This is a genomic window from Spirochaetota bacterium, assembly GCA_017999915.1.
Lineage (GTDB): Bacteria > Spirochaetota > UBA4802 > UBA4802 > UBA5550 > RBG-16-49-21.
Map to the genome: position 1 here is coordinate 211,405 of JAGNKX010000004.1, position 22,145 is coordinate 233,549.

At 51.3% G+C, this 22,145-nt stretch carries 23 protein-coding genes and 1 tRNA gene; 22 read left to right on the forward strand and 2 right to left on the reverse strand.

The genetic code is table 11. The annotated features are described in order from the left end of the window. Positions 1-2: 2 nt before the first annotated feature. Positions 3-1,211: a DUF362 domain-containing protein gene (locus KA369_08025; protein MBP7735904.1), complete on the reverse strand. Its 1,209-nt coding sequence runs from the start codon at positions 1,209-1,211 to the stop codon at positions 3-5. 603 nt (positions 1,212-1,814) lie between these two features. Between KA369_08025 and KA369_08030 the strand changes: the two genes are divergently transcribed. Further along, positions 1,815-2,540 carry a hypothetical protein gene (locus KA369_08030; protein MBP7735905.1) on the forward strand — a complete coding sequence of 242 codons (726 nt, stop codon included), beginning with the start codon at positions 1,815-1,817 and terminating at the stop codon, positions 2,538-2,540. 65 nt (positions 2,541-2,605) lie between these two features. On the opposite strand, the gene KA369_08035 is transcribed toward KA369_08030, so the two are convergent. Then, on the reverse strand, positions 2,606-3,685 hold the full coding sequence (locus tag KA369_08035; protein ID MBP7735906.1) for a patatin-like phospholipase family protein: 1,080 nt from the start codon (positions 3,683-3,685) through the stop codon (positions 2,606-2,608). Between the two features lie 302 nt (positions 3,686-3,987). Here KA369_08035 and KA369_08040 point away from each other — a divergent pair, with 302 nt between their 5' ends. The 21 genes from KA369_08040 (at position 3,988) to proB (ending at position 22,033) form a co-directional block, all read left to right on the forward strand. Further along, the gene (locus KA369_08040) at positions 3,988-5,199 is read left to right on the forward strand and encodes a class I tRNA ligase family protein (protein MBP7735907.1); all 1,212 of its coding nucleotides are present in this window, start codon (positions 3,988-3,990) and stop codon (positions 5,197-5,199) included. 62 nt (positions 5,200-5,261) lie between these two features. Then, entirely contained in the window at positions 5,262-6,146 is an 885-nt protein-coding gene (locus KA369_08045; protein MBP7735908.1) for an ABC transporter ATP-binding protein, read from the forward strand. A 44-nt stretch (positions 6,147-6,190) separates the two neighbouring features. Further along, complete coding sequence (locus tag KA369_08050) at positions 6,191-7,225, forward strand: ABC transporter permease (protein MBP7735909.1); 1,035 nt, start codon at positions 6,191-6,193, stop codon at positions 7,223-7,225. Between the two features lie 9 nt (positions 7,226-7,234). After that, positions 7,235-8,251: a metal-dependent hydrolase gene (locus KA369_08055; protein MBP7735910.1), complete on the forward strand. Its 1,017-nt coding sequence runs from the start codon at positions 7,235-7,237 to the stop codon at positions 8,249-8,251. 1 nt (position 8,252) lies between these two features. Next, positions 8,253-8,723, forward strand: coding sequence for a hypothetical protein (locus tag KA369_08060; GenBank protein MBP7735911.1), 471 nt, complete (start codon positions 8,253-8,255; stop codon positions 8,721-8,723). A gap of 98 nt (positions 8,724-8,821) precedes the next feature. After that, entirely contained in the window at positions 8,822-9,406 is a 585-nt protein-coding gene (locus tag KA369_08065; protein MBP7735912.1) for a hypothetical protein, read from the forward strand. A gap of 136 nt (positions 9,407-9,542) precedes the next feature. Further along, on the forward strand, positions 9,543-10,478 hold the full coding sequence (locus tag KA369_08070) for an alpha/beta hydrolase (GenBank protein ID MBP7735913.1): 936 nt from the start codon (positions 9,543-9,545) through the stop codon (positions 10,476-10,478). A 214-nt stretch (positions 10,479-10,692) separates the two neighbouring features. Next, the gene (gene eno, locus KA369_08075; GenBank protein ID MBP7735914.1) at positions 10,693-11,985 is read left to right on the forward strand and encodes a phosphopyruvate hydratase; all 1,293 of its coding nucleotides are present in this window, start codon (positions 10,693-10,695) and stop codon (positions 11,983-11,985) included. After that, complete coding sequence (locus KA369_08080; protein MBP7735915.1) at positions 11,978-12,409, forward strand: hypothetical protein; 432 nt, start codon at positions 11,978-11,980, stop codon at positions 12,407-12,409. The genes eno and KA369_08080 overlap by 8 nt, the downstream gene beginning before the upstream one ends. A 33-nt stretch (positions 12,410-12,442) precedes the next feature. After that, on the forward strand, positions 12,443-13,087 hold the full coding sequence (locus KA369_08085; GenBank protein ID MBP7735916.1) for a Sua5/YciO/YrdC/YwlC family protein: 645 nt from the start codon (positions 12,443-12,445) through the stop codon (positions 13,085-13,087). Continuing rightward, complete coding sequence (locus tag KA369_08090) at positions 13,084-15,561, forward strand: BamA/TamA family outer membrane protein (protein MBP7735917.1); 2,478 nt, start codon at positions 13,084-13,086, stop codon at positions 15,559-15,561. Before KA369_08085 ends, KA369_08090 begins: the two co-directional genes overlap by 4 nt. Positions 15,562-15,597: 36 nt before the next feature. Further along, positions 15,598-16,188, forward strand: a complete 591-nt coding sequence (hisB, locus tag KA369_08095) for an imidazoleglycerol-phosphate dehydratase HisB (GenBank protein MBP7735918.1) — start codon at positions 15,598-15,600, stop codon at positions 16,186-16,188. After that, entirely contained in the window at positions 16,185-16,793 is a 609-nt protein-coding gene (hisH, locus tag KA369_08100; GenBank protein ID MBP7735919.1) for an imidazole glycerol phosphate synthase subunit HisH, read from the forward strand. Before hisB ends, hisH begins: the two co-directional genes overlap by 4 nt. Next, positions 16,787-17,506 carry a 1-(5-phosphoribosyl)-5-[(5-phosphoribosylamino)methylideneamino]imidazole-4-carboxamide isomerase gene (hisA, locus tag KA369_08105; protein ID MBP7735920.1) on the forward strand — a complete coding sequence of 240 codons (720 nt, stop codon included), beginning with the start codon at positions 16,787-16,789 and terminating at the stop codon, positions 17,504-17,506. Before hisH ends, hisA begins: the two co-directional genes overlap by 7 nt. Positions 17,507-17,516: 10 nt before the next feature. Continuing rightward, positions 17,517-18,575 (forward strand): sensor domain-containing diguanylate cyclase, encoded by a 1,059-nt coding sequence (locus tag KA369_08110; GenBank protein ID MBP7735921.1) that lies wholly within the window; start codon positions 17,517-17,519, stop codon positions 18,573-18,575. An 86-nt stretch (positions 18,576-18,661) separates the two neighbouring features. Further along, a tRNA-Ile gene (locus KA369_08115) sits at positions 18,662-18,735 on the forward strand. A 35-nt stretch (positions 18,736-18,770) separates the two neighbouring features. Further along, entirely contained in the window at positions 18,771-19,085 is a 315-nt protein-coding gene (gene rplU, locus KA369_08120; GenBank protein ID MBP7735922.1) for a 50S ribosomal protein L21, read from the forward strand. Between the two features lie 8 nt (positions 19,086-19,093). Further along, a complete protein-coding gene (locus tag KA369_08125; GenBank protein ID MBP7735923.1) occupies positions 19,094-19,507 on the forward strand; it encodes a ribosomal-processing cysteine protease Prp in 414 nt (137 codons plus the stop codon). Positions 19,508-19,527: 20 nt separating this feature from the next. Beyond that, positions 19,528-19,785, forward strand: coding sequence for a 50S ribosomal protein L27 (rpmA, locus tag KA369_08130; GenBank protein ID MBP7735924.1), 258 nt, complete (start codon positions 19,528-19,530; stop codon positions 19,783-19,785). Between the two features lie 156 nt (positions 19,786-19,941). Further along, positions 19,942-20,937: a GTPase ObgE gene (obgE, locus tag KA369_08135; protein ID MBP7735925.1), complete on the forward strand. Its 996-nt coding sequence runs from the start codon at positions 19,942-19,944 to the stop codon at positions 20,935-20,937. Further along, a complete protein-coding gene (gene proB, locus KA369_08140) occupies positions 20,927-22,033 on the forward strand; it encodes a glutamate 5-kinase (protein ID MBP7735926.1) in 1,107 nt (368 codons plus the stop codon). Before obgE ends, proB begins: the two co-directional genes overlap by 11 nt. Positions 22,034-22,145 lie beyond the last annotated feature (112 nt).

Consider the following 22,145-nt stretch of genomic DNA (forward strand, 5'->3'; position numbering starts at 1 on the left):
CGCTAAAGCTTCATGAGCAGTCGCATGCCTCGCATGAGCAGATTGGCCGCGCTTCCCCTGAGGGTAATGGCCCCTTTGCCGCAATAGGATTCGCAGCAGTAGCAATTGATACACAAACCGGAATCGATGACGGGAAGTCGTTCCCTGTCATAGCTGATGGCCTTGACCGCGCATTTTTCGACGCAGGCATCGCAACGGGTGCATTTTTTCCTGTTGATATGCGGATGCACGATAAACTGATCAAAAAAATAATCATCGATTTTGCCGGCAACACCCTTCGCGATCTCTATGTCAGGCAGCTTCACATAGGGTATTGACGGTATGGCGCCGATCGTTCTGACCGCCGCGGCAGAAACAAGGCCCCTCTCCATGGCCTCTCTCACGGCCGGGACCCACATCGGATCGTACCCGATGATTCGGCACGCCACCATGTCCAGGGCCGGACCGCTTTCAGAGGCAAGAACAAGCCCGGTGAAGCGCGGTTCCCCGTTTGCGGCGGGACCGTTCTTGTCGAGACCGATGACCGCGTCCATGATCGTGAGGCGCGGCGACACAGCCTCGTACACATCGACGATGGGCTTCCCCCACGCGTCCTGGTAATCATCCCGGTGCTGGAACTGCTTGTGGTACAGCTGCTTGGACCCTCCCACGACGCACCCGTACACGTTCTTTATCGCCCCCGTGTACCGTGCCAGGCGATGGAGCTTAAGCTTGGGGACATTTACCACCAGGTCATGGTCGAACACGGCCTCGGTCACGTAGAAGGGATTCAGGTACCTGCCCGATGTTATTTTTCTGAGGCGCGTAGTTTCGAAGGGGACTATGGATGCGCCGTATTTCCCGGCGACAGCGGCAATGCCGGATTTTTCCATACCGGCCAATGTGCAGCCGCCCTGGTAAAAAGCAGAAGAATCGCCGATGGTTATGGCGCAGCCAAGTTCTTTGAAATATCTGCACACGGCGTCTATGATTCCCGGATGTGTTGTCGTGGCCTGATCCGGGGTATTCTGCCCTATGATATTCGGCTTGATAAGGACCTTGCAGCCGCGTGTACATTTGTACCTGATGGCATCCAGCGCCTTCTTAAGGGCGGGGTACGTCTTGTCAGGATTATATGACGTGCATGGCTCCACGGCAACGATCTTTTTTACGGTTATTTTATGGTTCCGTATTTTCGGGTCCTGATGTTTTTCAGCTGAGTGGGCTGCCATAGGATTCACCTTCCTGATAAAATTCATCAACAACAAGAAGATCACCGAAAAGCAGGGCAGTATCCTGCCAATAAAATGCCGCCGTGATACATTCATAAGCTTCCTCGGCCTCGTTTTGAACGAAACATACTCTACACTTAAATACCACATCCGATGAAAACGAATCACGCCGCTAAATGGGTAGAAGAACATTTGTCATGATCAATGGGGACATGTCCAATATACATCATTTTTCATGTTTTGTCATATTTTAGTGGTTTGATGGATAGATGTGCAGCCGAACTGAGCGTCGCAGTGATTTTGACGAACTGACGAGTGTCAACCCTGCAGGCGGTATGGCTCCATACCTCAATGCACGACTGAACCCGGATAATATTAGAACTGACATGTCAGTTTATTTCTTGACAGATATGCGGGACTTTGGTAAATAACCCAACGATCTGATAATCATGTCGGATGAAGGGTTTTGTTATGAATTCATCATTAAAATCCGGCTGGACGGTCAAATTATATTCAATTATCAAATTGAATTAATTGGTTATCGGATCATTGGTCGGTCTTAGCGGGATTATCAAACTATCATAACGGGGATTGGAGGTTTTTATGTTCAAAAAAAGATTTCTTATCATCGGGTCATTATTTTTATTTATTGCGGTTATTACAACCGGCACGCAGAGCGGCGTGAAATATCAATGGAAGCTTGAAGGAATGAAGAACGGCTGCCAGGTATACACCAGCCCGGTTCCCGGCAAGGAATACATTGCCGCGAAGGCCGTATGCGTCATTCCGGCCAGAATGGAGGTCGTCGGGATGGTTCTCAGGGACATCATCAACTATCCTACGTGGATGTCAGATTGCGTAAACACGAAGATGCTTAAAGTTGTCAATGACCAGGCTGACGTATTTGTGTTCTGGTTCCAGCAGCATGTCCCCATCCTTACCGACAGGGATATGGTGCTAAAATCAAACGTTACTCTCAATTACCCGAAGGGCTGGTGCCTCATCAATGCCTTCTCTACCAATGATATGGCCTATGATGCGAAAAAAGGCTATGTCAGGATGCCTCGCTTCAGCTGTGAATTCCTTCTTGAATGGGTCGACAGGGAAAATACCAGGGTTTCCTTTTTGATCGATCCGGATCTTGGCCCAGGCGTTCCTGTTGGAATAGCCAATTCAACCATCAAGAGCATTCCGGCAAAATCGATGGAAAAAATGAAATTGATGGTCAAACACCCGAATTACGTCGAACCTGCCAAAACGTCTAAATACAACAAGCTGCTCACGGAAGCGATCAAAGCAGGGTATCCCGCTTTGAAAGGCGGCAAATAAAAGAGATGCTTTCATAATATCAAGTCCATGTCCTCCACCGATGACATGGACTTTCTTATTCATATTTACTCCTTGGCTTGATATTCTACAACCATTGAGCTGATCTTTTTCGAAGCCACCGCCTCATAAAATTCTTCACCAAGATTTTTCGCGCCCTGAACGGCCCTGCGCCAGTAGTCCAGGCGTTCCGAGTCCTTTCCCCTGAATTTCATGAAATCATTCCGGTCAGGTATCTTTCCATAGGGGAGGGCTCCTATAAAATCCTTTGACGGGCAGACTATAAGGACATTTTCCATATTCTTTTTATGGGCCCGCCGCCACGGCAGGTGCTTGTCAAGCCATCCGGGAATGATGGAATCCGTATAATGGGGGTAGAGTACTATATGATCCGGGTCCGAATCAAAGGGAATATCAATGTGATAATCTATCATGCCCCCGTCACGGTATGTCCCGACTGGAACGCCGGGGATATCCGTCACTCCTTTCATAACCAATGGGATTGAACCGGATGCCATGACGGCTTGCTTTATATTATCTTCTGCAAGGTATGCGTGAAGGATGGGGAAGCCGCCCATATTATAAAACGGGGGTACATCTCTGCCATCGCAGAACAAGGTCCTTTCAAAATGCAGGCCCATGGATCTTCGTGATAGAAGATTGGTAAGGGTCGCCAGGGCCATTCCGGCTGCGATGGCCGCCCTGGATTCAACTGCCAGGATATGCCGTGCCCTGACGGCAAGAATATTCAGGCGGTAATAGGGATGTTGCAATACTTCAAGCTTCTTTTTTTCAGGGAAATATGCGTCCAGGATAACCTGGCTTACGGCCGATACCTCTTCTGCGGTCGGTGCCGACGAATATGACTGATTCAGGTAGGCCGTTTCAAAGGCATCGATTGCGGCTGCAGGATTGCTCTGTGCCAGGGCGGCAAAACGCCATGTTCCGATGGAGGAGCCCAGCAGGTATAGAGGCTTCTTCCTGTGCTTGAAAATTACCGCCAGGCTGCGGTCAATACCCCCCAGTATCAGCCACTTGGGCCCTCCTGCCGCTCCGGCCATTACGCTGACCCGGTCCGGGGTTAATCCTTCATCGCGTATTATACGGAGTGCCCTTGATCCGGCTATAAACGACAGTGGTTGGGTCATGGAATCACCTGCTTTCTTTTTTTTTATGCCGGGTAAAACCTGATTATTTACACTATGGATTAATTGTAAGTCAATAATAAAATGCGCCGGGGCGCCATCAAATACCCCGCAGCTTGCTATGGGATTTTAGCGAGCTGCGATTAAAGCGCACCAGTCGTCACGGGTCCTTATTGTTGATGGAAGAACCACTTTCAATTGACATTTTTTCGTGAGATTATAGGATTGCTACATTATAATACGGCGCTTGATCATTGACAAGCAATTGCGCAGATAGGACAGATATGCTGAAATTATACAATACGATGTCACGATCTCTGGAAGAATTCAAGCCGCGCAATAAAGGTAATGTTAAGATATTTACCTGTGGTCCATCGATATACCGTCGTCCACATATCGGCAATTACCGCACCTTCATGTTCGAAGACATCCTCGTGCGGTATCTTCAGTTCAAAGACTATCGCGTGGACCGGGCGATACCCCTTACCGATATCGAGGATAAGACGATCATGGAGGCCATAAAGAAAAAAAAGAAGATCGATGACCTGACCGGCGACATTGAAAGGATCTTTCTTTCCGAAATGAGGTCGCTCCATATGCTTTTGCCGAAAAAGGCGCAGAGGGCCTCCCTTTGCGTGGATTGCGCCGGCAGGCTGATAAAGAAATTGATGGAAACCGGCCATGCCTACCGCCATGGCGCGGATATTTTCTTCGATCCCATGAAATTCAAGGGATTCGGGAAGCTCTATCGGCTTGACCTGAAGCGCTGGCCGAAGAAAAAGATCCGCTTCAAGCGCGACACCTATAACGGCAACCGCTGGAACCTGGGCGATTTTATCCTCTGGCACGGATATCGCGACGGCGATATCAAGTGCTGGGACACGGCCGTTGGAAAGGGACGGCCGTCATGGAATATCCAGGACCCGTCGGTGATAATCCAGCACCTTGGCGGCTCGATCGACATCAACTGCGGCGGCATTGATAATATTTTCCGCCATCACGATTACAACATCGCCATTGTCGAGTCCTATACAGGCACCACCTTCGCGAACTACTATCTTCACGGCGCCCACCTCATCGTGGACGGCAAGGCAATGTCGAAGAGCAGGGGTAATATCATATACCCCGAGGATATTTACCGTCACGGTTGCAGAAACCGCGATCTGAGGTTTTTTCTCTTCTATACCCATTATAGAAAAAAACTAAATTTCACAGCCGCCCGTTTCAAGGATTCGTGCGCTAAAATGGAATCGTTCCGGACCCTTGCCCTGAAGCTGTGCAGGCCTCCCCGGTCCAATAATCCCGGGGATCGCCGCGTAAAAGAGCTTATTGGCGATATTCAGCGAGTCTTTGAAAATAATATGGACAATGACCTCGGCATAGGCGCGGCCTTCGATGGCATATACGAAATCCTTGAATCCCTGGACAGGATTAGAAACCAGATGTCGAAAAAAGACGCATCCGACCTTGAAAAAACCCTCAAGAGGATTGATGCCGTCATGGCAGTGTTATTTTAATGTAACTTAATGGCGTCTATGGCAACAGATTTCATGCGTGCGGGATGTAAAGTAACTATCATATGAATCCGATCCTCGAAGTTAGTGACCTCAAAAAGTATTACCCGGAAGTGAAGGCCGTGGACGGCATTAGCTTTGCCATCGAGCCGGGCACATGCTTCGGCCTTCTGGGTCCGAATGGCGCGGGCAAGACCACCGCGATAGAGGTCATCGAGGGGATACTCAAGCCCACCGGCGGGGAGATATTTTACAAGGGAAAGCGCCGGGGCAATTCCTTTAAAAACGAGGTCGGGATCCAGTTCCAGAATACGGAGCTGCCCCAGTTCCTTACCGTAAAGGAAACTCTCCTCACCTTCCGGAACCTCTACGACCGCAAGGCCGACGTGGCTGAATTGATAGAGACCTGCCGTCTCGAAGATATCCTCAAGCGCGACAACCGCAAGATATCTGGCGGGCAGAAGCAGCGCCTTCTCCTGGCCATGGCCCTGTCCAACGACCCGGAGCTGCTTTTTCTTGACGAGCCGACGACCGGTCTCGATCCCCAGGCGCGCCGCCACCTCTGGGATATCGTACACCGGATCAAGTCAAAGAATCGAACCATCGTTCTGACAACCCATTACATGGAAGAGGCGGAAATTCTGTGCGACCGCATCGGCATCATCGATAACGGGAAGATCATAGCCATGGGTACGCCCCGGGGGCTCCTCAAGGAGCACTGCGGCGGCGTTTCCATTACGCTCAATGCCTCGATCGACAATGCGGTCCTTGATAATTTTCCCTGCCAGTGGTTTCGCCGATACGATACGATAGAGATAGAGACTACATCTCCCAACGAATGCCTTCACCGGCTGATGGAGCTGGGAGTCGACCTGTCGACGATGAATGTGCGCAATCAGAACCTTGAGGACCTTTTTTTAAAACTGACCGGCCACGATCTACGGGCCTGAGAGGACCTGTCATCGGGGGACCGTCCCGTAGAAGGAGCTGTGCGATGTTTAAACGAATATGGACACTTTTCAAAGCGCGAAACCTCGAATTTCTGAGGGACCGGTCCGCCTTTGCGTGGAACATCCTGTTCCCCGTGCTGGTCATCGTCGGGTTCAGCGTTCTTTTCAGCGATGACCGTCAAATACTCTATAAAGTCGGTATTATCGGCACCCCCACCGTTGCCGAATCAGATTCCGACACGCAGCTAAAAGCCTTTAAAAAAGTTAAATATATCGATTTTATCCCCTTTTCTTCCGAAGAGCTGGCCATGCCGAAGCTCCTCCATCACCGGATCGACCTTCTCATAGACCAGGAAAGAAAGACCTACTGGACAAGCAGGACTTCGCCCAAAGGATATATCACGGAACATCTCCTCAAGTCCAGCGCCACCATCCCCAAAACAGATTTGAAGAAGGAGTCCGTCCGCGGCATCGAGATCCCCTACATAGAATGGCTTTTCCCGGGCATACTGGGGATGAACATGATGTTCAGCGCTCTCTTCGGCGTCGGCTATGTGGTGGTCACCTACAGGAAAAACGGCGTATTGAAAAGGATGAGCGTCACTCCGCTCTGGCCCTGGGAGTTCCTCACGTCGCAGATAATGTCGCGCATGTTTCTTATCCTGCTGACCACCGCCATCGTGTTCATCGGGTGCAAGCTCATGTACGGGTTCCAGGTGCGCGGATCATATCTCACGCTCCTCCTGGTGGTCTGCCTGGGCGGCTTCAGCATGATATCCCTGGCCCTGGTCGTGGCCTCCCGCAGCGGCAGCGAGGAATTCGCCGGCGGCATCCTCAACCTGATAACCTGGCCCATGATGTTCCTGTCCGAGGTCTGGTTTTCCCTCGAGGGATCGGAGCCGTGGGTGCAGAAGGCGTCCAGGATTTTTCCCCTTACCCAGATGATCGATGCCGCCAGGAAGATCATGAACGACGGCGCCGGGATCCAGGATGTGCGATCCAACATACTCATTCTCGCGGCCATGTCTCTGGTCTTCCTGGTCACCGGATCGCTCCTCTTCAAATGGCAGAAAGGGTAGGAGTCAATCATGGACCCTTTGACACACAGCGCCCTGGGAGCGGCCATGGGCGGCTTCATAGGCGGGAAAAAGGAAGGCCTGCGCGCCCCTATCGCGGGGTTAATGGCCGGCGCCTCGCCTGACCTTGACCTCCTACCGACCCTTTTCATGGAACCCATGGCAAAACTGGACTTCCATCGGGGCATAACCCATTCGGTTGTTTTTGCCCTTCTCCTGTCGCCGATTGTCGCCTATGCCATATGCCGCTGTACTGGCTCGAAAAACGCAAAGGGGCGATTCCTGACATGGACTCTTATCGTGTTGTGCGCGATCCTATCACATATCGTTCTTGACTGCTTCACCACCTATGGCACCCGGATTTTTCTGCCCTTCAGCGATTATCGCGCCGCCATCAGCTCCATCGCCATTGCCGATCCTTTCTTCAGCGTTCCGATCATCGTAGCCGCGGTGTCCCTTTTCGCGGTTAAAAAGAACGAACGCCTTAAAAAAATCCTTTTCGCGGCCGGATCCGTTACGGCGCTGGTCTATCTCGCGACGACCGTCCTCGTGAAAATGCATATCGATTCCGTCTTTGAGGATAATTATAAAAAACAGGCCATTGAACATTCCAGGTACATGACGACACCGATGCCCTTTTCAAATTTTCTATGGGTCGGGATTGCCGAAGGCCGGGACAGTTTTTTTACCGGGTACTATTCCCTTCTTGACCGGGATGCCGCGATATCGTTTGACATTAATCCCAAGAACCATGAATATCTCGGTGATATGCTGAAAAATTCGGCCATCAAGACGATCATTTCACTTGCCAAGAACTTTTATTCAATAGAACAGACCGAGGCTGGCTTGAAGCTTATCGACCTCCGGTATGGCAGTCTCTGGGCCGGCAGCGGAATAAAGGAGTATATAATATCGTATGATATCCGCAATGACCATGATAAACTCGAAATCATCCGTCACACGCGTTCGCGCCTATCGCCCGAAACATTCAAAATTTTCATAAAAAGGATTATCGGAGTAAAAAAATAATATGGAACGTAATCTCGCGATACAACCACGTTTCCCCATGGTGATGGCACTACTGCTGATGGCGGGATTTCCTGTCGCCGTCATGACTGCCGAACCGGATCCGGACAGGTCCAGCGCTTATAATGAATGCGACGCCCGCTGCGCCACGCTGGATGGCGAAAGCAGATACCGGTGCGTCAAGACCTGCATCAATACAAAAAAAAGGAATGCCCCCGTGGGAAATAATGAAGTGAAGAAGAAGATAAGCGACTGCGAAAAACTGTGCGAGCCTTATAAGGGCATAGACAATGTAACGTGCAGGAGGCTCTGTCTCGATAATAAACGATACAATCCCCCGAAAAAGAAAGAACCTGAAACCAACACTGATCCGTCCCCCTGCGAGACCAGGTGCGGGGCCCTTTCGGGGCCGTCACGGGATACCTGCATATCCCGCTGTGAAAAAAAGAGCCGCTTTGACTCCAGGAGAAAATAGGGGAAACCGCAAATAATATTCGGTCCGATAATTATTTTATAGACATGGCGCCGCCTCTCTGGTAATATTCTCATAGAGCGCCGAGGTATCCGGTTTTTATGAGAAAAATAGCAATTATTCTTTTCTTGCTTATGACAACCGTTCCGTTCATGACCTGCGAGCGGAATGATATGCATGACCTGGCATTACTGGGACTTGCCCCGAAAAACGCCATATACCTGTACATAGGCGGGATGTCATCTGGTAACTCCAAAGGAAGAAACGACTCGGACAGCCAGTGCTACACTGCCGGATTGATCTATCATTCACTTATCGGCGCATCCAGGGTCAAGGCCTTTCGAAGCTACTCGTTTTCCGATGAATTAAGGTTCATAGTCCCGACCAACTACTGGCAGTATCCCGTGGTCGGCATTTCTCCCGCACTGACCCTTACAATGGTATCCAGCACTTGGGCAAGTCTCTGGGACGGGGCACTGGACAATCCCGTAAACACATCCGTTGGCATGCCTTCCGGGACCTACTGGTGGTCAGGAAGCAATCCCGACGGCGGTTACTCCGGAATCGACTGCGGCGGGTGGCAGGACAGCATATCTACCAAATCAGGCCAGGTCGGCGGCGCAGGCATCGGTGAAGCGACTCTTACCTGCGATACCTCCAATTATGTATTATGCGTTGCTTACTGAATCCTCACCATCCTCACTAACCTGAATAATGCGATTAATATACGTTATTTATTGCCACATTATGCCGGAATAAGTACATTATGTACATTATCGGGCACCCGCTCAGCATTTCATTTTATGATACAGGGAGGATGAAATGAAAAAAGCACTTATCATTATTATATGCGTCGTGGGGATTATTTTAGGCGGATGCGCAGCCAGCTATTATTTCTTTCCAGGCATTATCGTTAAATCCTTTTTCATCTATAACAGGCTTTCCGCCGGCCTTTCCCGCCATGAAATCAAGGTGGACGACCATCAATGGGCCTATTTCGAAGGCGGCACGGGCGATGTCATAGTATTCCTCCACGGCTTTGGTGACAGCAAAGAAGGGTGGGGGGCGTTTCCTGCCCCGTTCATGGACAGCTACCGCGTCATTATACCGGACCTGCCCGGATTCGGAGAAAATTCCAGGGTTCTATCAGATTCCTACCGTGTCCCCGACCAGGCTAAGAGGCTTGACCGCTTTGTCGAAACGATCGGGTTACGGTCATTCCATCTCTGCGGTGAATCGCTGGGTGGGACCATCGCCGCTTACTATGCCACAGTCTATCCGGATAAGGTTAAAAGCATAATGGTGATGGGTTCCCCGGGGTTGCGGCAAGCCGCTAAAACCGATGCAATGCGGGCCTATGAGAAGGATAAAACAGAGGGCCTGTATTATAAGACTGAAAAAGGATTCCACCAGTTGATGGGGTGGGCCTTTGCCAAGCCTCCCCAGTTTCCCAGGCCCTTTGTCGACTATTTTGTGGAAACGGCCCGGGAAAGGTACTCTTTTAACAAAAAAATGTTTGATGATTTATATAAGACTGATTTTACAATCATGGAAAATCGACTGCTGAAGATAACCGCTCCGGTTCTGATCATATGGGGCAACAATGACAGGATCATTCATATTTCGACCGGCGAAGCTTACCACAAAGGAATAAAGAACAGCAGGTTGGAAATTCTCAACGGCGGTCACATGATATATGCCGACGAACCGGAGAAGACAATCAAAGTTTACAGGGACTTCCTTAAAAACCTTAAATGATCCGTTCCGATCCTGTCGCAACCATAGGCGCCAGCAAACATCCATATGCATCAGTCCGGTTGTGCGGTGCAACACAGCCAATACAACATTTTATAGGCCAAATTGTGCTTGATATTATATATAATAGTTTATTATATAGTTAATCTATTTTTGTGCGAATTATGCCATTCAGTGGGTCGTTCATGGGATTAGAAACCCAATAAGGAGATGAAGCATGACCATTATTACCGATGTCCATGCAAGGGAAATTCTCGATTCCCGAGGAAACCCGACCATCGAGGTCGATGTCGAGCTTTCATCTGGCTTTATCGGAAGGGCAGCCATACCATCGGGGGCGTCAACCGGCGAGCACGAAGCGGTTGAGCTCAGGGACGGTGATACAAAGCGCTACCTCGGCAAAGGCGTTCTGAAGGCCGTTGACAATGTCAACAATATCATATCCGGCGCCGTTATGGAAATGGACGCCATTAACCAGATCGAGATCGACACCGTCATGATCGAGCTGGACGGCACGCCCACCAAGTCCCGGCTGGGCGCCAATGCGATCCTCGGCGTTTCCCTTGCCTGCGCCAGGGCCGCGGCGGAGTCCCTGGGATTGCCCCTGTATAAATACATCGGGGGCGTCAACGCGTCGGAGCTTCCTGTCCCCATGATGAACATCATCAATGGCGGATCCCATGCAGATTCAAATGTAGATCTGCAAGAGTTCATGGTCATGCCGGTGGGCGCGGCCAATTTCAGGGAAGCGATTCGCATGGGCGCCGAGACGTTCCATGCCCTTAAGTCCGTTCTCAAATCGAAGGGATATGCCACCGGCGTCGGCGACGAGGGCGGATTCGCGCCGTCGCTGAAATCCAACGACGAGCCCCTTGATCATATCATGACTGCCATCGAGAAGGCCGGCTTCAAGGCCGGGACCGACATCATGATAGCGCTGGACCCGGCTTCCAGCGAGTTCTATGATACGGATAAAAAGAAATACGTGTTTTCCAAGAGCGACAAGAGCGAGCGGGACAGCGCACAGATGGTCGATTTTTACGCAAAACTCGTGAAAAACTATCCCATCATATCGATCGAGGACGGTCTGGCCGAAAACGACTGGGACGGATGGAAACTCATGACCGATAAGCTCGGCAGCACGATACAGATCGTCGGCGACGACCTCTTCGTGACCAACACCGAGCGACTCAAGCAAGGGATCGAGAAGGGTATAGCCAACTCGATACTCATTAAAGTCAACCAGATCGGCACTCTTACGGAAACGATCAGGGCCATCGAAATGGCAAAATGCGCAGGGTACACGGCAGTCGTATCCCATCGCTCCGGTGAGACAGAGGATTCGACCATAGCCGACCTGGTCGTGGCCATGAATACCGGCCAGATCAAATCAGGCTCCGCCTCCAGGACCGACCGTCTTGCCAAGTATAACCAGCTGATCCGCATCGAGGAGGAGCTGGGAGTCATGGCCAACTATTCCGGTAAGGGAGTATTCTACAGCATTGGCTAGTCACCAGTATCGCTGGATTATTTTTATCATCGTTTTTTTGCTGGCATCGGTTTATTTCTTTATTTTCAGCAAAAGCGGTCTTCTTGAAAGGATCGTGCTCAGCAAGGAAAAGGACCGCATATCGGCGACCATAGAGACGCTGAAGTCCGAGAACGCCGGGCTCCAGCGTCTTCTAAATAAGTACCGCGGCGGCGACTATCCCGAAGCCGACATGACGGATTCGGGATTCGTGAAAAATGGCGGCGCCATACTATTCTTCCATGGTATTGAAACAAAATCCCGTTCAGGATACGAGGAAGATGTATCAGCCGTAGAATACCCGGTGCCTCTGCCGTATATGAGAATTGCCTGGATCATACTATCTTCAATAATTATCGTTGCTCTCATTCTGTACGGTAAAAGGTCATCCGGCCAATCATCGTAAAGGTATTTCTGTCAAAAGGGAACCTGAATTCGTATGAAAACAGAAACCATATCGATCAAGAAGCTCAAAAAAGACGGCACCATTGACTCGTCCATTACACGCAGCCTTGCCGACATGATTAAAGGCGGTAAGACCGTGCTGATGCCGGTTGACGCCATCTATGGCATTGTGTGCCTCGATGACCAACGCAACAGGGAAATACTGGAGCGCATAACAGGCGACTCCGACTCACATGTCGTTCGCATGGTTTCGTCATTCAAGATGCTCAACGAAATCAGCAACATCGACAAGCTTGAATTTGATTTTCTTCATCGCATATGGCCCGGGGAGCTTATCGTGTATGTCGAGGATATCTCTGCAAAAGGGAAGGCCATTCCCGTACGCATGCCCAGGAGCAAGTACCAGCAGGATATAATCGATCACGTGGGAAAGCCCTGCCTCTACTCGGCCCTCCTCGATGCGGATAAAAAGCCGATGTACCGGAAAAAGGAGATTATAGACACCCTCGAAGGCAGGATCGATTGCCTCCTGGTGATCGATGAGTTCTGCAAGGAGCACACGCTTCCCTCCGTTGTCGACATCAGCAAGGGGACCCTTGCCATTATCAACGAAGGGAGGGTGTCCACGGAGGAAATAAAATCACTATATTTCCTGGGCAAGGATGACTCCGTTCTTTGAGCGTCCGCACGGCAACGATCCTTCTTCTGCTCGGGCTCCTCGCCATGCCCGGGCCCCCGGTCACAGCCCGTCGCGCCGTCCCTGAAAAGGAGGCCTGGCGATGGAAAACCCTTGCAACATGTCACTTTGACCTGTACTATCCGGATGGCCTTGAAGACCTGGCCCTTAAGGCGGGAGAGCTTGCCGAAAGCGGCTATCTCCGTGTTTCAGGCATTCTCGGCCATGAGATGAAAAGAATCATCCCACTGGTGCTGTACCCCGCCGGTAATTTTTCCCATTGTGTCAAGAAAGAAAATCAAGCCGATGCAGTTCAAGGATCATTATGTAACGAGTATATTCCCGCCGGATATGTTTCCTTTAATGGGTCCTATGCCGATCTGCGCAGATCGATAACCATTGAAACAGCCCGTGTCTTTCAACGCGCCATCGCCGGGGAAACACCCCTTTATGCGCCGGCAATCACGTCGATGCGTACACCCTGCTGGCTGTCTGAAGGAATTGCCCGGTATTGCGCCAATGGCTTCGACCGTTCCGCGTACAGATCTATTCACAGCATGATTGCCGGCAACCGATACCGTGGCCTTTCCGATAACTCCTTGATGCAAGGAGGCGGCGACGATGAGTGGGCCTCCATGGGCCAGGCTTTTTGCTATTTCATTGAAAAACGTTTCGACAAGGAAACATTGGGAGAGCTTCTCAGGGACATCAGGGACCTTGGCTTTTTCACCGAAGCTCTGCATGGGGCTACCGGTAAGACGGTTGAGGACCTCGATCGGGACTTTGCCGGATTCCTCCTGGAACTTCACAGACATGAATCAAAGAAACAATTAAAAAAAGAAGTTGGATTGAACCGTATCAACTCTTCCCGCGGGCCTGGGGACGGGATGATCCCGGCCTCATCATCGGACGGGAAGGACATTCCCGCGGTAGGCAGTGCCGGTGGACATCCTTGCATCATCGTGCCGGATGCAGTCACCGGCCGAACAGCACAGATGATTCAGCTTCCCTTCGATCAGATCAGGCATCCTTATATTTCCCCTGACGGCAGAAATATTGTCTTTTCCGCCGTGGCAGGCTCCTCCGAGGACATCTACTTGATGGATTTACACACAAAGAATATAACGCGGATCACCGATGATGATTTCAGCGACCGCTATCCGTCCCTGTCCCGTGATGGAGGAACCATTCTGTTTTTGAGCAATTATAATACCCGGGGCGATTCGGCCGACCCCGACTACCGGATCAATCAGATCAACATCAAGACAGGAAATAGGACGGTCCTGCACCCGGCACAGGGAAATCTTCCGATTATTGACGGCCTTGCCGGCTCAGCCATACAGTACCTGTCTGCTCAAAAGTCAGGTCCCTATCCGCCTGAATATCATGATCCCCGGATAAATCCTGCCGAAATTACCTTTGATCAGTACAAACCAGTGACGCAATCCCCATGGCTCCAACTGGGGATGGCGGGAACTCTGCAGAACAGCTATCTTCTCTTTTTTCAGGGAGTCTTCACCGATATACTCGGACGCCACAGGCTTGTAGTTTCCGCCAATTACCTGCGAGACCGGAGCAGCAATTACGCCAATGCTTCCCTGTCATATACCTATAGCATCAGGGGGCTATTCCTCGATATCGGCTTCTTCAGGCGGGGCGATCCATTGAGAATAGAATCGCTCAACGACATGGTGGATTATCCTTCAACGATTTCATCGGGCATACGAGGCATGGAGCATTACGGGGGGATTGCGTCGCTTGGCTTTGGCCTGGGTAAGTCATTTACTCTGCGACTGGGTACTTCCGCCGGCCGTTATGAAAAGGAACATCATTTCCCGCTGACGCGTCATAACTTGAAAATGACCTTTGGCAGACTATTCATGGCAGCGCAGTATGACACAACGGAATATGCCTCCATGGTTCCCATCAAAGGATTCCGGGGTCAAATAAGGGCTGATCACACCTTCGATCTTACCGGGAACAGGTCATTTACCGGCATCGGTATCGATCTTTCAGGGTATGTTCCCATCGGTAGAAAATTCATCTTTGCCCTCCGCGGATCGGGCTCAATGCTGATCGGCCCGAATCGCGGCAATTTTCAGTACTATCTCGGCGGCTTTTCCTCCCTCAGGGGATATGGTCTCAATTCCATAGCGGGAAGTAACATGTTTATGTGTTCAGCCGAATTACGGTTCACTCCTTCCGACTGGCGCACCTTCGGCATTCCCCGCCTCGGCGGGCTTGGAAATATCGGGGCAGCGATGTTCATAGATGCCGGATCTGCCTGGAACGGCGGATATAGATTGATTGACAAAAAAACGGGGCGCCTTGATGATCTGAAACTCGATTTCGGCTTCGGCGTCAGGGCGGCCCTGAGCCCCCTATTAATTTTAAAACTTGACTTTGCCTGGCCCTTTGATAATAAGACAATCAAGGAAAATGTTATTTTATTCAGCATTGGATTTGATTACTTCTAGTGCAAATTGGCCAGGAAACTGTGAGGCGGTTCCGCGATGGAAAGGAAAGGCTCGGTAAAAAGAAAAACCAAAGAGACTGACATAGCCCTCGAACTGATTTTGGACAGCGTTGAAAAATCAGAGATAGCCAGCGGCGTCCCCTTTTTCGATCACATGCTCGAATCGATGTCGAAACACGGAAGGTTCCGGCTCACTCTTTCCTGCAAGGGAGACAATGATATTGACGACCACCATTCCGTCGAGGATATCGGCATTTGCCTTGGCCAGGCCCTGAAGCAGGCCCTCGGCGACAAGGCGGGCATAGTCCGGTTCGGCGATGTAACAATTCCAATGGATGACGCTCTTACCCTGGTGGCGGTCGATCTTTCCGGCAGGCCATTTTACAAGTACACCGGCCCGCTCCTGAACGGCTCCATAGCGACCTACAGCGAGGAATTGACCGATGAATTCCTGCGCGCCCTGGCTATGAACGCCGGCATCAACCTCCATGTCATGGTATATTACGGCCAGAACAAGCACCATGTCCATGAGACGATATTCAAGGCCCTGGGCATTTCATTATACAGGGCCGCAAGCAGGGACCTGGGCCTGAAAGGCGAGGTCCCGTCGACAAAAGGAACCATATGATCACGGTCATTGATTACGGGATGGGAAACCTCAGGTCCGTGGTGAAGGCTATTGAAAAGTTCACCGACAGGGTGGCGGTTTCAGCCGATCCCTCCTCGATAGAAAAATCGGACGCCCTGATAATGCCCGGCGACGGAGCCTTCGGCATGGCCATGGAAAACCTCACTTCCCGCGGATGGATCGGACCGATCCATGAATTCATTGAAAGGGGAGGGCACTTCTTCGGCATCTGCCTCGGGTTCCAGCTCCTTTTTTCAAGCAGCGAGGAGTTCGGCTCCCACAGGGGCCTGGGGATCATTCCCGGCGATGTGGTCAGGTTCGGAGAAGAGGACCTGAAAGTGCCTCACATGGGATGGAACACCGTGGATCTGATCAGGGAAGCGCCTGCCTTTGCCGGCATTCCGACAGGAAGCTATTTTTATTTTATACACTCCTATTACCCGGAGGTCAGCGACCGGAGCTGGGTGATCGGCGAGGTTGAATACGGCAAGCCCTTCCCGTGCATCGTGGGCAAGGGCAATATCATAGCGACTCAGTTCCACCCGGAAAAGAGCCACACCGTGGGGCTTAAAATCATCGAGAACTTCGTGAGCGGACTATGCTGATCATCCCGGCCATTGACATCAAGAACGGCAATTGTGTCAGGCTCCTCCAGGGCGATCCCGAGAAGGAAACCGTATACTCCCGGAGCCCCGTCGACATGGCTAAGCGCTTTGAAGACGCAGGGGCCAGGCTTATCCACGTTGTTGACCTTGACGGCGCCTTCGAGGGCAGACCGGTCAATCGCGACATCGTCTCGGCCATAGCCTCCACTGTCTCGATACCGATCGAGATCGGAGGCGGCATACGCACTGCCGATGCCGTCCGCATGTATGCCGACATCGGCATACGGCGCATTATCGTCGGCACCATAATACTGGAGGAATCATTCCTGACCCTGATCGACCGGTTCCGCGACGTCCTGGTCGCCGGCATTGACGCGAAAAACTCCATCGTTGCCACCCACGGGTGGAAACAGGTTTCGTCCATGTACGCCCTTGACCTTATTCGCAAGCTCAAGGACCACGGCATACGGGACGTCATCTATACCGACATTGCCACCGACGGCATGCTCACGGGCCCGAACCTGAAGGCCATCCGGGAAATCCTGGATGAAATTAACGACATTGATCTCGTCGCGTCAGGGGGAATATCCTCGATGCAGGACCTGGTAAACCTGTCGGAATTCGAAGGCTCCGGCCTGAAGGGATGCATAACGGGAAAGGCCATATACGATGGCAGAATAGAAATTGCCGAAGCCTTCTCCCGTTTTCAATAAGGTTGTACTCATGAAACCATCAGACGATACAGATTTTATCATCCACTTTCCTACGGAGATCGAACAGTATGAACGCAAGATCTACGATCTAAAGCAGCTCATTGAGATTAGCAAGGGACTCAATTCGACCCTTGAGTACAACATACTGATCGATTCCATACTCCTCACCTGCATGGGTCAAATGCAGCTCCTCATGGCCGGCATCTTTCTGAAAAAAGGGATAGGCCACGAGAATTTCGCCCTCCACCGCAATTACAAGGGCTTTGAGGTGGATCATTCGATCGACTATGAGCTCGAGCCCGATTCGGAAGCAATACGCTTCATGGAGAAAAATTTCCGATGCTACACACTGGAAGAGCTTGAAGACGGCGTTTCCAACGAACCGTCGCTTGACATCCTGAAGCTGCTCAAGCCCAACCTGGTTGTCCCCCTAATGTGCAAGGGCATTCTCAACGGCATCATCATACTCGGCGACAGGATCAACAGCAAGGATTTCACCGAGACTGAGAAAGAATACCTCCTTGATATTGCGTCCCTGGCGGGCATCGCCATTCACAACGCCTCTCTCTATGAGATGGCCACCACGGACATGATGACGAAGCTTAAGATCCATCATTATTTCCACACCATGCTCATCGAGGAGATAAACCGCGCCAACAGGCTCAGCAGGCCCCTCTCCATCATCATGGCCGATATCGACCATTTCAAGGTGTTGAATGACACCTACGGTCACCAGGCCGGCGACATGGTGCTCATCAACGTGGCGAAAATCATCCGCGAAAACATTCGGCAGATCGATGTCCCGTCGCGCTACGGCGGCGAGGAGTTTTCAGTGATCCTTCCCGGCACCGAGATCCACGAGGCGCTGGTCGTCGCCGAACGCATACGGCAGAATATAGAGAAATCCAAGGTCGAGTACGACAACAAGGATCTCAGGGCCACCATCTCCATCGGTGTGACCCAGTATGACCCGGACCTGGACAAAACAAAAAACACCCTCATCGAACGGGCCGATAAGGCCCTGTACATGTCAAAACGCAACGGCCACAATCTCGTATCCTTCCTGTAATGCTTAGTTTTGCCGAAGATGCCCCTCTGATTTCAAATATTTTCTTGACATAATTTTACTTGTTAGATTTATTGACCTTCTAAACAGGGCCCATAGCTCAGTCGGTTAGAGCATCTGACTCATAATCAGGGGGTCGAAGGTTCGATTCCTTCTGGGCCCACTTTCAAATAGAACCAATGTAAGGATAACAATTATATGTATGCAATAGTGGAAATCTCAGGGAAACAGTACAAGGTTGAAAAAGACGCAACTCTCAATGTCGATAAACTTGAAAAAAACGCTAATGACGAACTGATCATAGACAAAATTCTCATGGTATCCGGCGACGACAAGGTAATGATCGGGCAGCCGTATTTAAAGAACGTTAAGATCACCGCGAAAGTCATTGGCGATATCAAGGGCGAAAAGGTCAGAGGCATTAAATTCCAGAAGCGCAAGCGCCATGAGCGGACCCTGGGCCACCGCCAGAATTATTCGCAGATAAAAATCAGCGAACTGACGGTCGGTTAGCGACAGCGTTGATCACGGTCACGTATCATAATATCCAGTATGATGACGAACTGCGCTGCGATTTAAACGGCAGCGGTATAATAAAAGTCAGGATCGAAGGTCACGCGCTGTTCAGTCCGGAGGGGACCAGGAGTCAACCGCACAGGAAAGCGGGCGCGGCAAAGGGGTATAACCTGATCTGCGCGGCGATTTCCTTTTCGGCATTGACGCTGTTGAGATCGATAACGATCATCGCCGGGATCAATCCTGATTACACCATCAATGAAGGTTTGATGGAGTTCTGGTTCCACGGGTCGGCGCTGAACGCCGAACAGAAGACGATAATACGGGTGCTTCTTGAGTCTTTTTTAATAGGCATGCTTGACATGCGCAAGAAATACCCGGATGAAATAGCGATACAGACAGTCGCACAAACTCAGTAACGATATCAGAGGAGCATGACATGGCACATAAAAAAGGAGGCGGTTCGACACGGAACGGCCGCGATTCCAATTCAAAACGACTCGGCGTCAAGCGCTACGGCGGCCAGCTCATTAAAGGCGGGACCATCATAGTTCGCCAGCGCGGCACAAAGATACATCCGGGCACCAATGTCGGTTGCGGCAGGGACTTTACCCTTTTTGCCCTGATCGACGGCGTGGTCACCTTCGAAAGACTCGACAAGAAAAGAACTAAAGTTTCCGTTTATCCGCCGGCGTAAGACCGGGTAAATCAACTTTTATGAACATGAATCGCGTATTATCAAGATACGCGATTTGTTGTTTGTAAGAGGACTCTGCAATCGGTCTGATTCAGCCCGATGACTACGACAATTTCCAGGCGATCATGTAAAAATACCTTCCAGGGGATATAACCGGTGCCCAAATTCACAGATACGACATACATACGGGTCAAAGCCGGCAACGGCGGTCCCGGTTCCGTGTCCTTTCACAGGGAGAAATTCATTGCCTGGGGAGGTCCGGACGGAGGCGACGGGGGGAAGGGCGGTGACATTTACATCCAGGCCGACATACGGCTTCATAATCTCTCCCACCTCTTCAAGGACCGTCTTTACAAGGCGGAAAACGGCCATCACGGCATGGGAAATAATCGCCATGGCAAGGACGGAGCGGATTTTACCGTCAAGGTCCCTGCCGGGACCCAGGTCATCGATCATGAATCGGGGGAGATCCTTGCCGACCTGCTGGAAGAGGGAGAGCGATTCCTCGTTCTGCCCGGCGGGATAGGAGGGAAGGGGAACGCTTTCTTCAAATCATCCACTCACCAGACGCCGCGCTTCGCTCAACCCGGAATGCCCGGCGAGGAAAAACGTGTAACCCTGAACCTTAAGCTGATCGCGGACATAGGCCTGGTGGGCCTTCCCAACGCGGGCAAGTCGACACTTCTGGCCGCTCTTACTAATGCGAAGCCGAAGATCGCAGATTATCCCTTCACCACGCTGGTGCCTAATCTCGGCGTCGTTCAGAATGAAGACGGATCGATTTACAAGATCGCCGATATCCCCGGCATCATCGAGGGGGCCCATCGCGGCCATGGCCTGGGTCTCTCATTCCTCCAGCACATCGAGCGCATGAAGGCGATACTCTTCATTCTCGATGTCACCGGAGAAGACCTGAAATACACACTGGACCTTCTCAGGTCCGAGCTCAATACGTACAATAGTGAATTGACAGAAAAACCGTATTACATTCTTCTTAACAAGATCGACCTGGTCGATAATGACCATGTCGAAGAACAGAAAAAAAACCTGAAGGACAAGCATGTCCTTCCCATTTCGGCGGCCACGGGACAGCATATCGATGAGCTGCTGGCCGTTCTGGACAGGCTGATGGAGCTTAACGGTGCCACGTAAAAATCTGATAAAACATGTCAGGCGGATCGTCGTAAAGATCGGGTCATCATCCGTGACAGAAAACGGGATCATATCCGGCAAGAAGGTATCGGCGATCGTCACTGACGTTTCCGAGCTGATCCGGCGCGGATTCCAGGTCGTGATCGTCACGTCCGGCGCCATTACTTCCGGAGCCGGGTCCCTCGGGAGGAGCGTCAAGAACCTGACTATCCCGGAAAAACAGGCCTTTGCGGCCGTGGGACAGACTATCCTGATGAACGAATACCGCGCCAGGTTCAGCAGGCAGGGCCTTCACGCCGGCCAGATCCTTCTTACCGAGGACGACGTCAAGCACCGGACCAGGTTCCTCAACGCCCGACACACCCTTGAAACGCTCCTTCACCTCGGCATCGTGCCCATCGTGAACGAGAACGATTCCGTGGCGGTCACAGAAATCAAGTTCGGCGACAACGACATGCTCTCCGCCCATGTCGCTGGCCTGATTAACGCCGATCTGCTCATCCTCCTGTCTGATGTGGACGGCTTTTTCATGGACATGGAGGATCCCGAGCCTGTCGAGGAGATTTTTTCCATCAACGACCAGATAATCGAGCGCGCCGGCGGATCCGGATCGGATTTCGGCACCGGCGGCATGATGTCGAAAATCCGTGCCGCTGAAATCATGATCCGTTTCGGCGAAAAAATGATCATCGCCAATGCAAAGACCAAAAATGTCCTGTCGCGCATAATGACTGGAGAGAAGATCGGGACCATCTTCATCGGCAAGGACAAGCCTCTCCTGGGGAAAAAAAGATGGCTAGCCCTGAGAAAAACCACCGGGATCCTTATCATAGACGAGGGCGCGGTGAAGGCCATCAGGGTCGGGAAGAAATCGCTCCTAGCCTCGGGGATCACCGGGATAGCGGGAGAGTTCAGCATGGGCGATGTAGTTGAAATCGCCGAGAGCGCCAGGAAAAGGGTTGGTAAAGGCATAGTCAATTACAGCAGCGCCGAACTCCTCCAGATCAAGGGCAGGAAAAGCTCTGAAATCAAGAAGATCCTCGGCGACAATGTTTTCCGGGAAGTGGTCAACAGGGATGATTTGATTGTCTACTGATGCCTCGACTTCGCTCGGCAACCATCCCTCGACTTCGCTCGTCTCAAAAGTTCGACAGGCTCAGCTCACCGCTTCGCTCGACAATCGAAGAATTTATGATTATAGAATACGT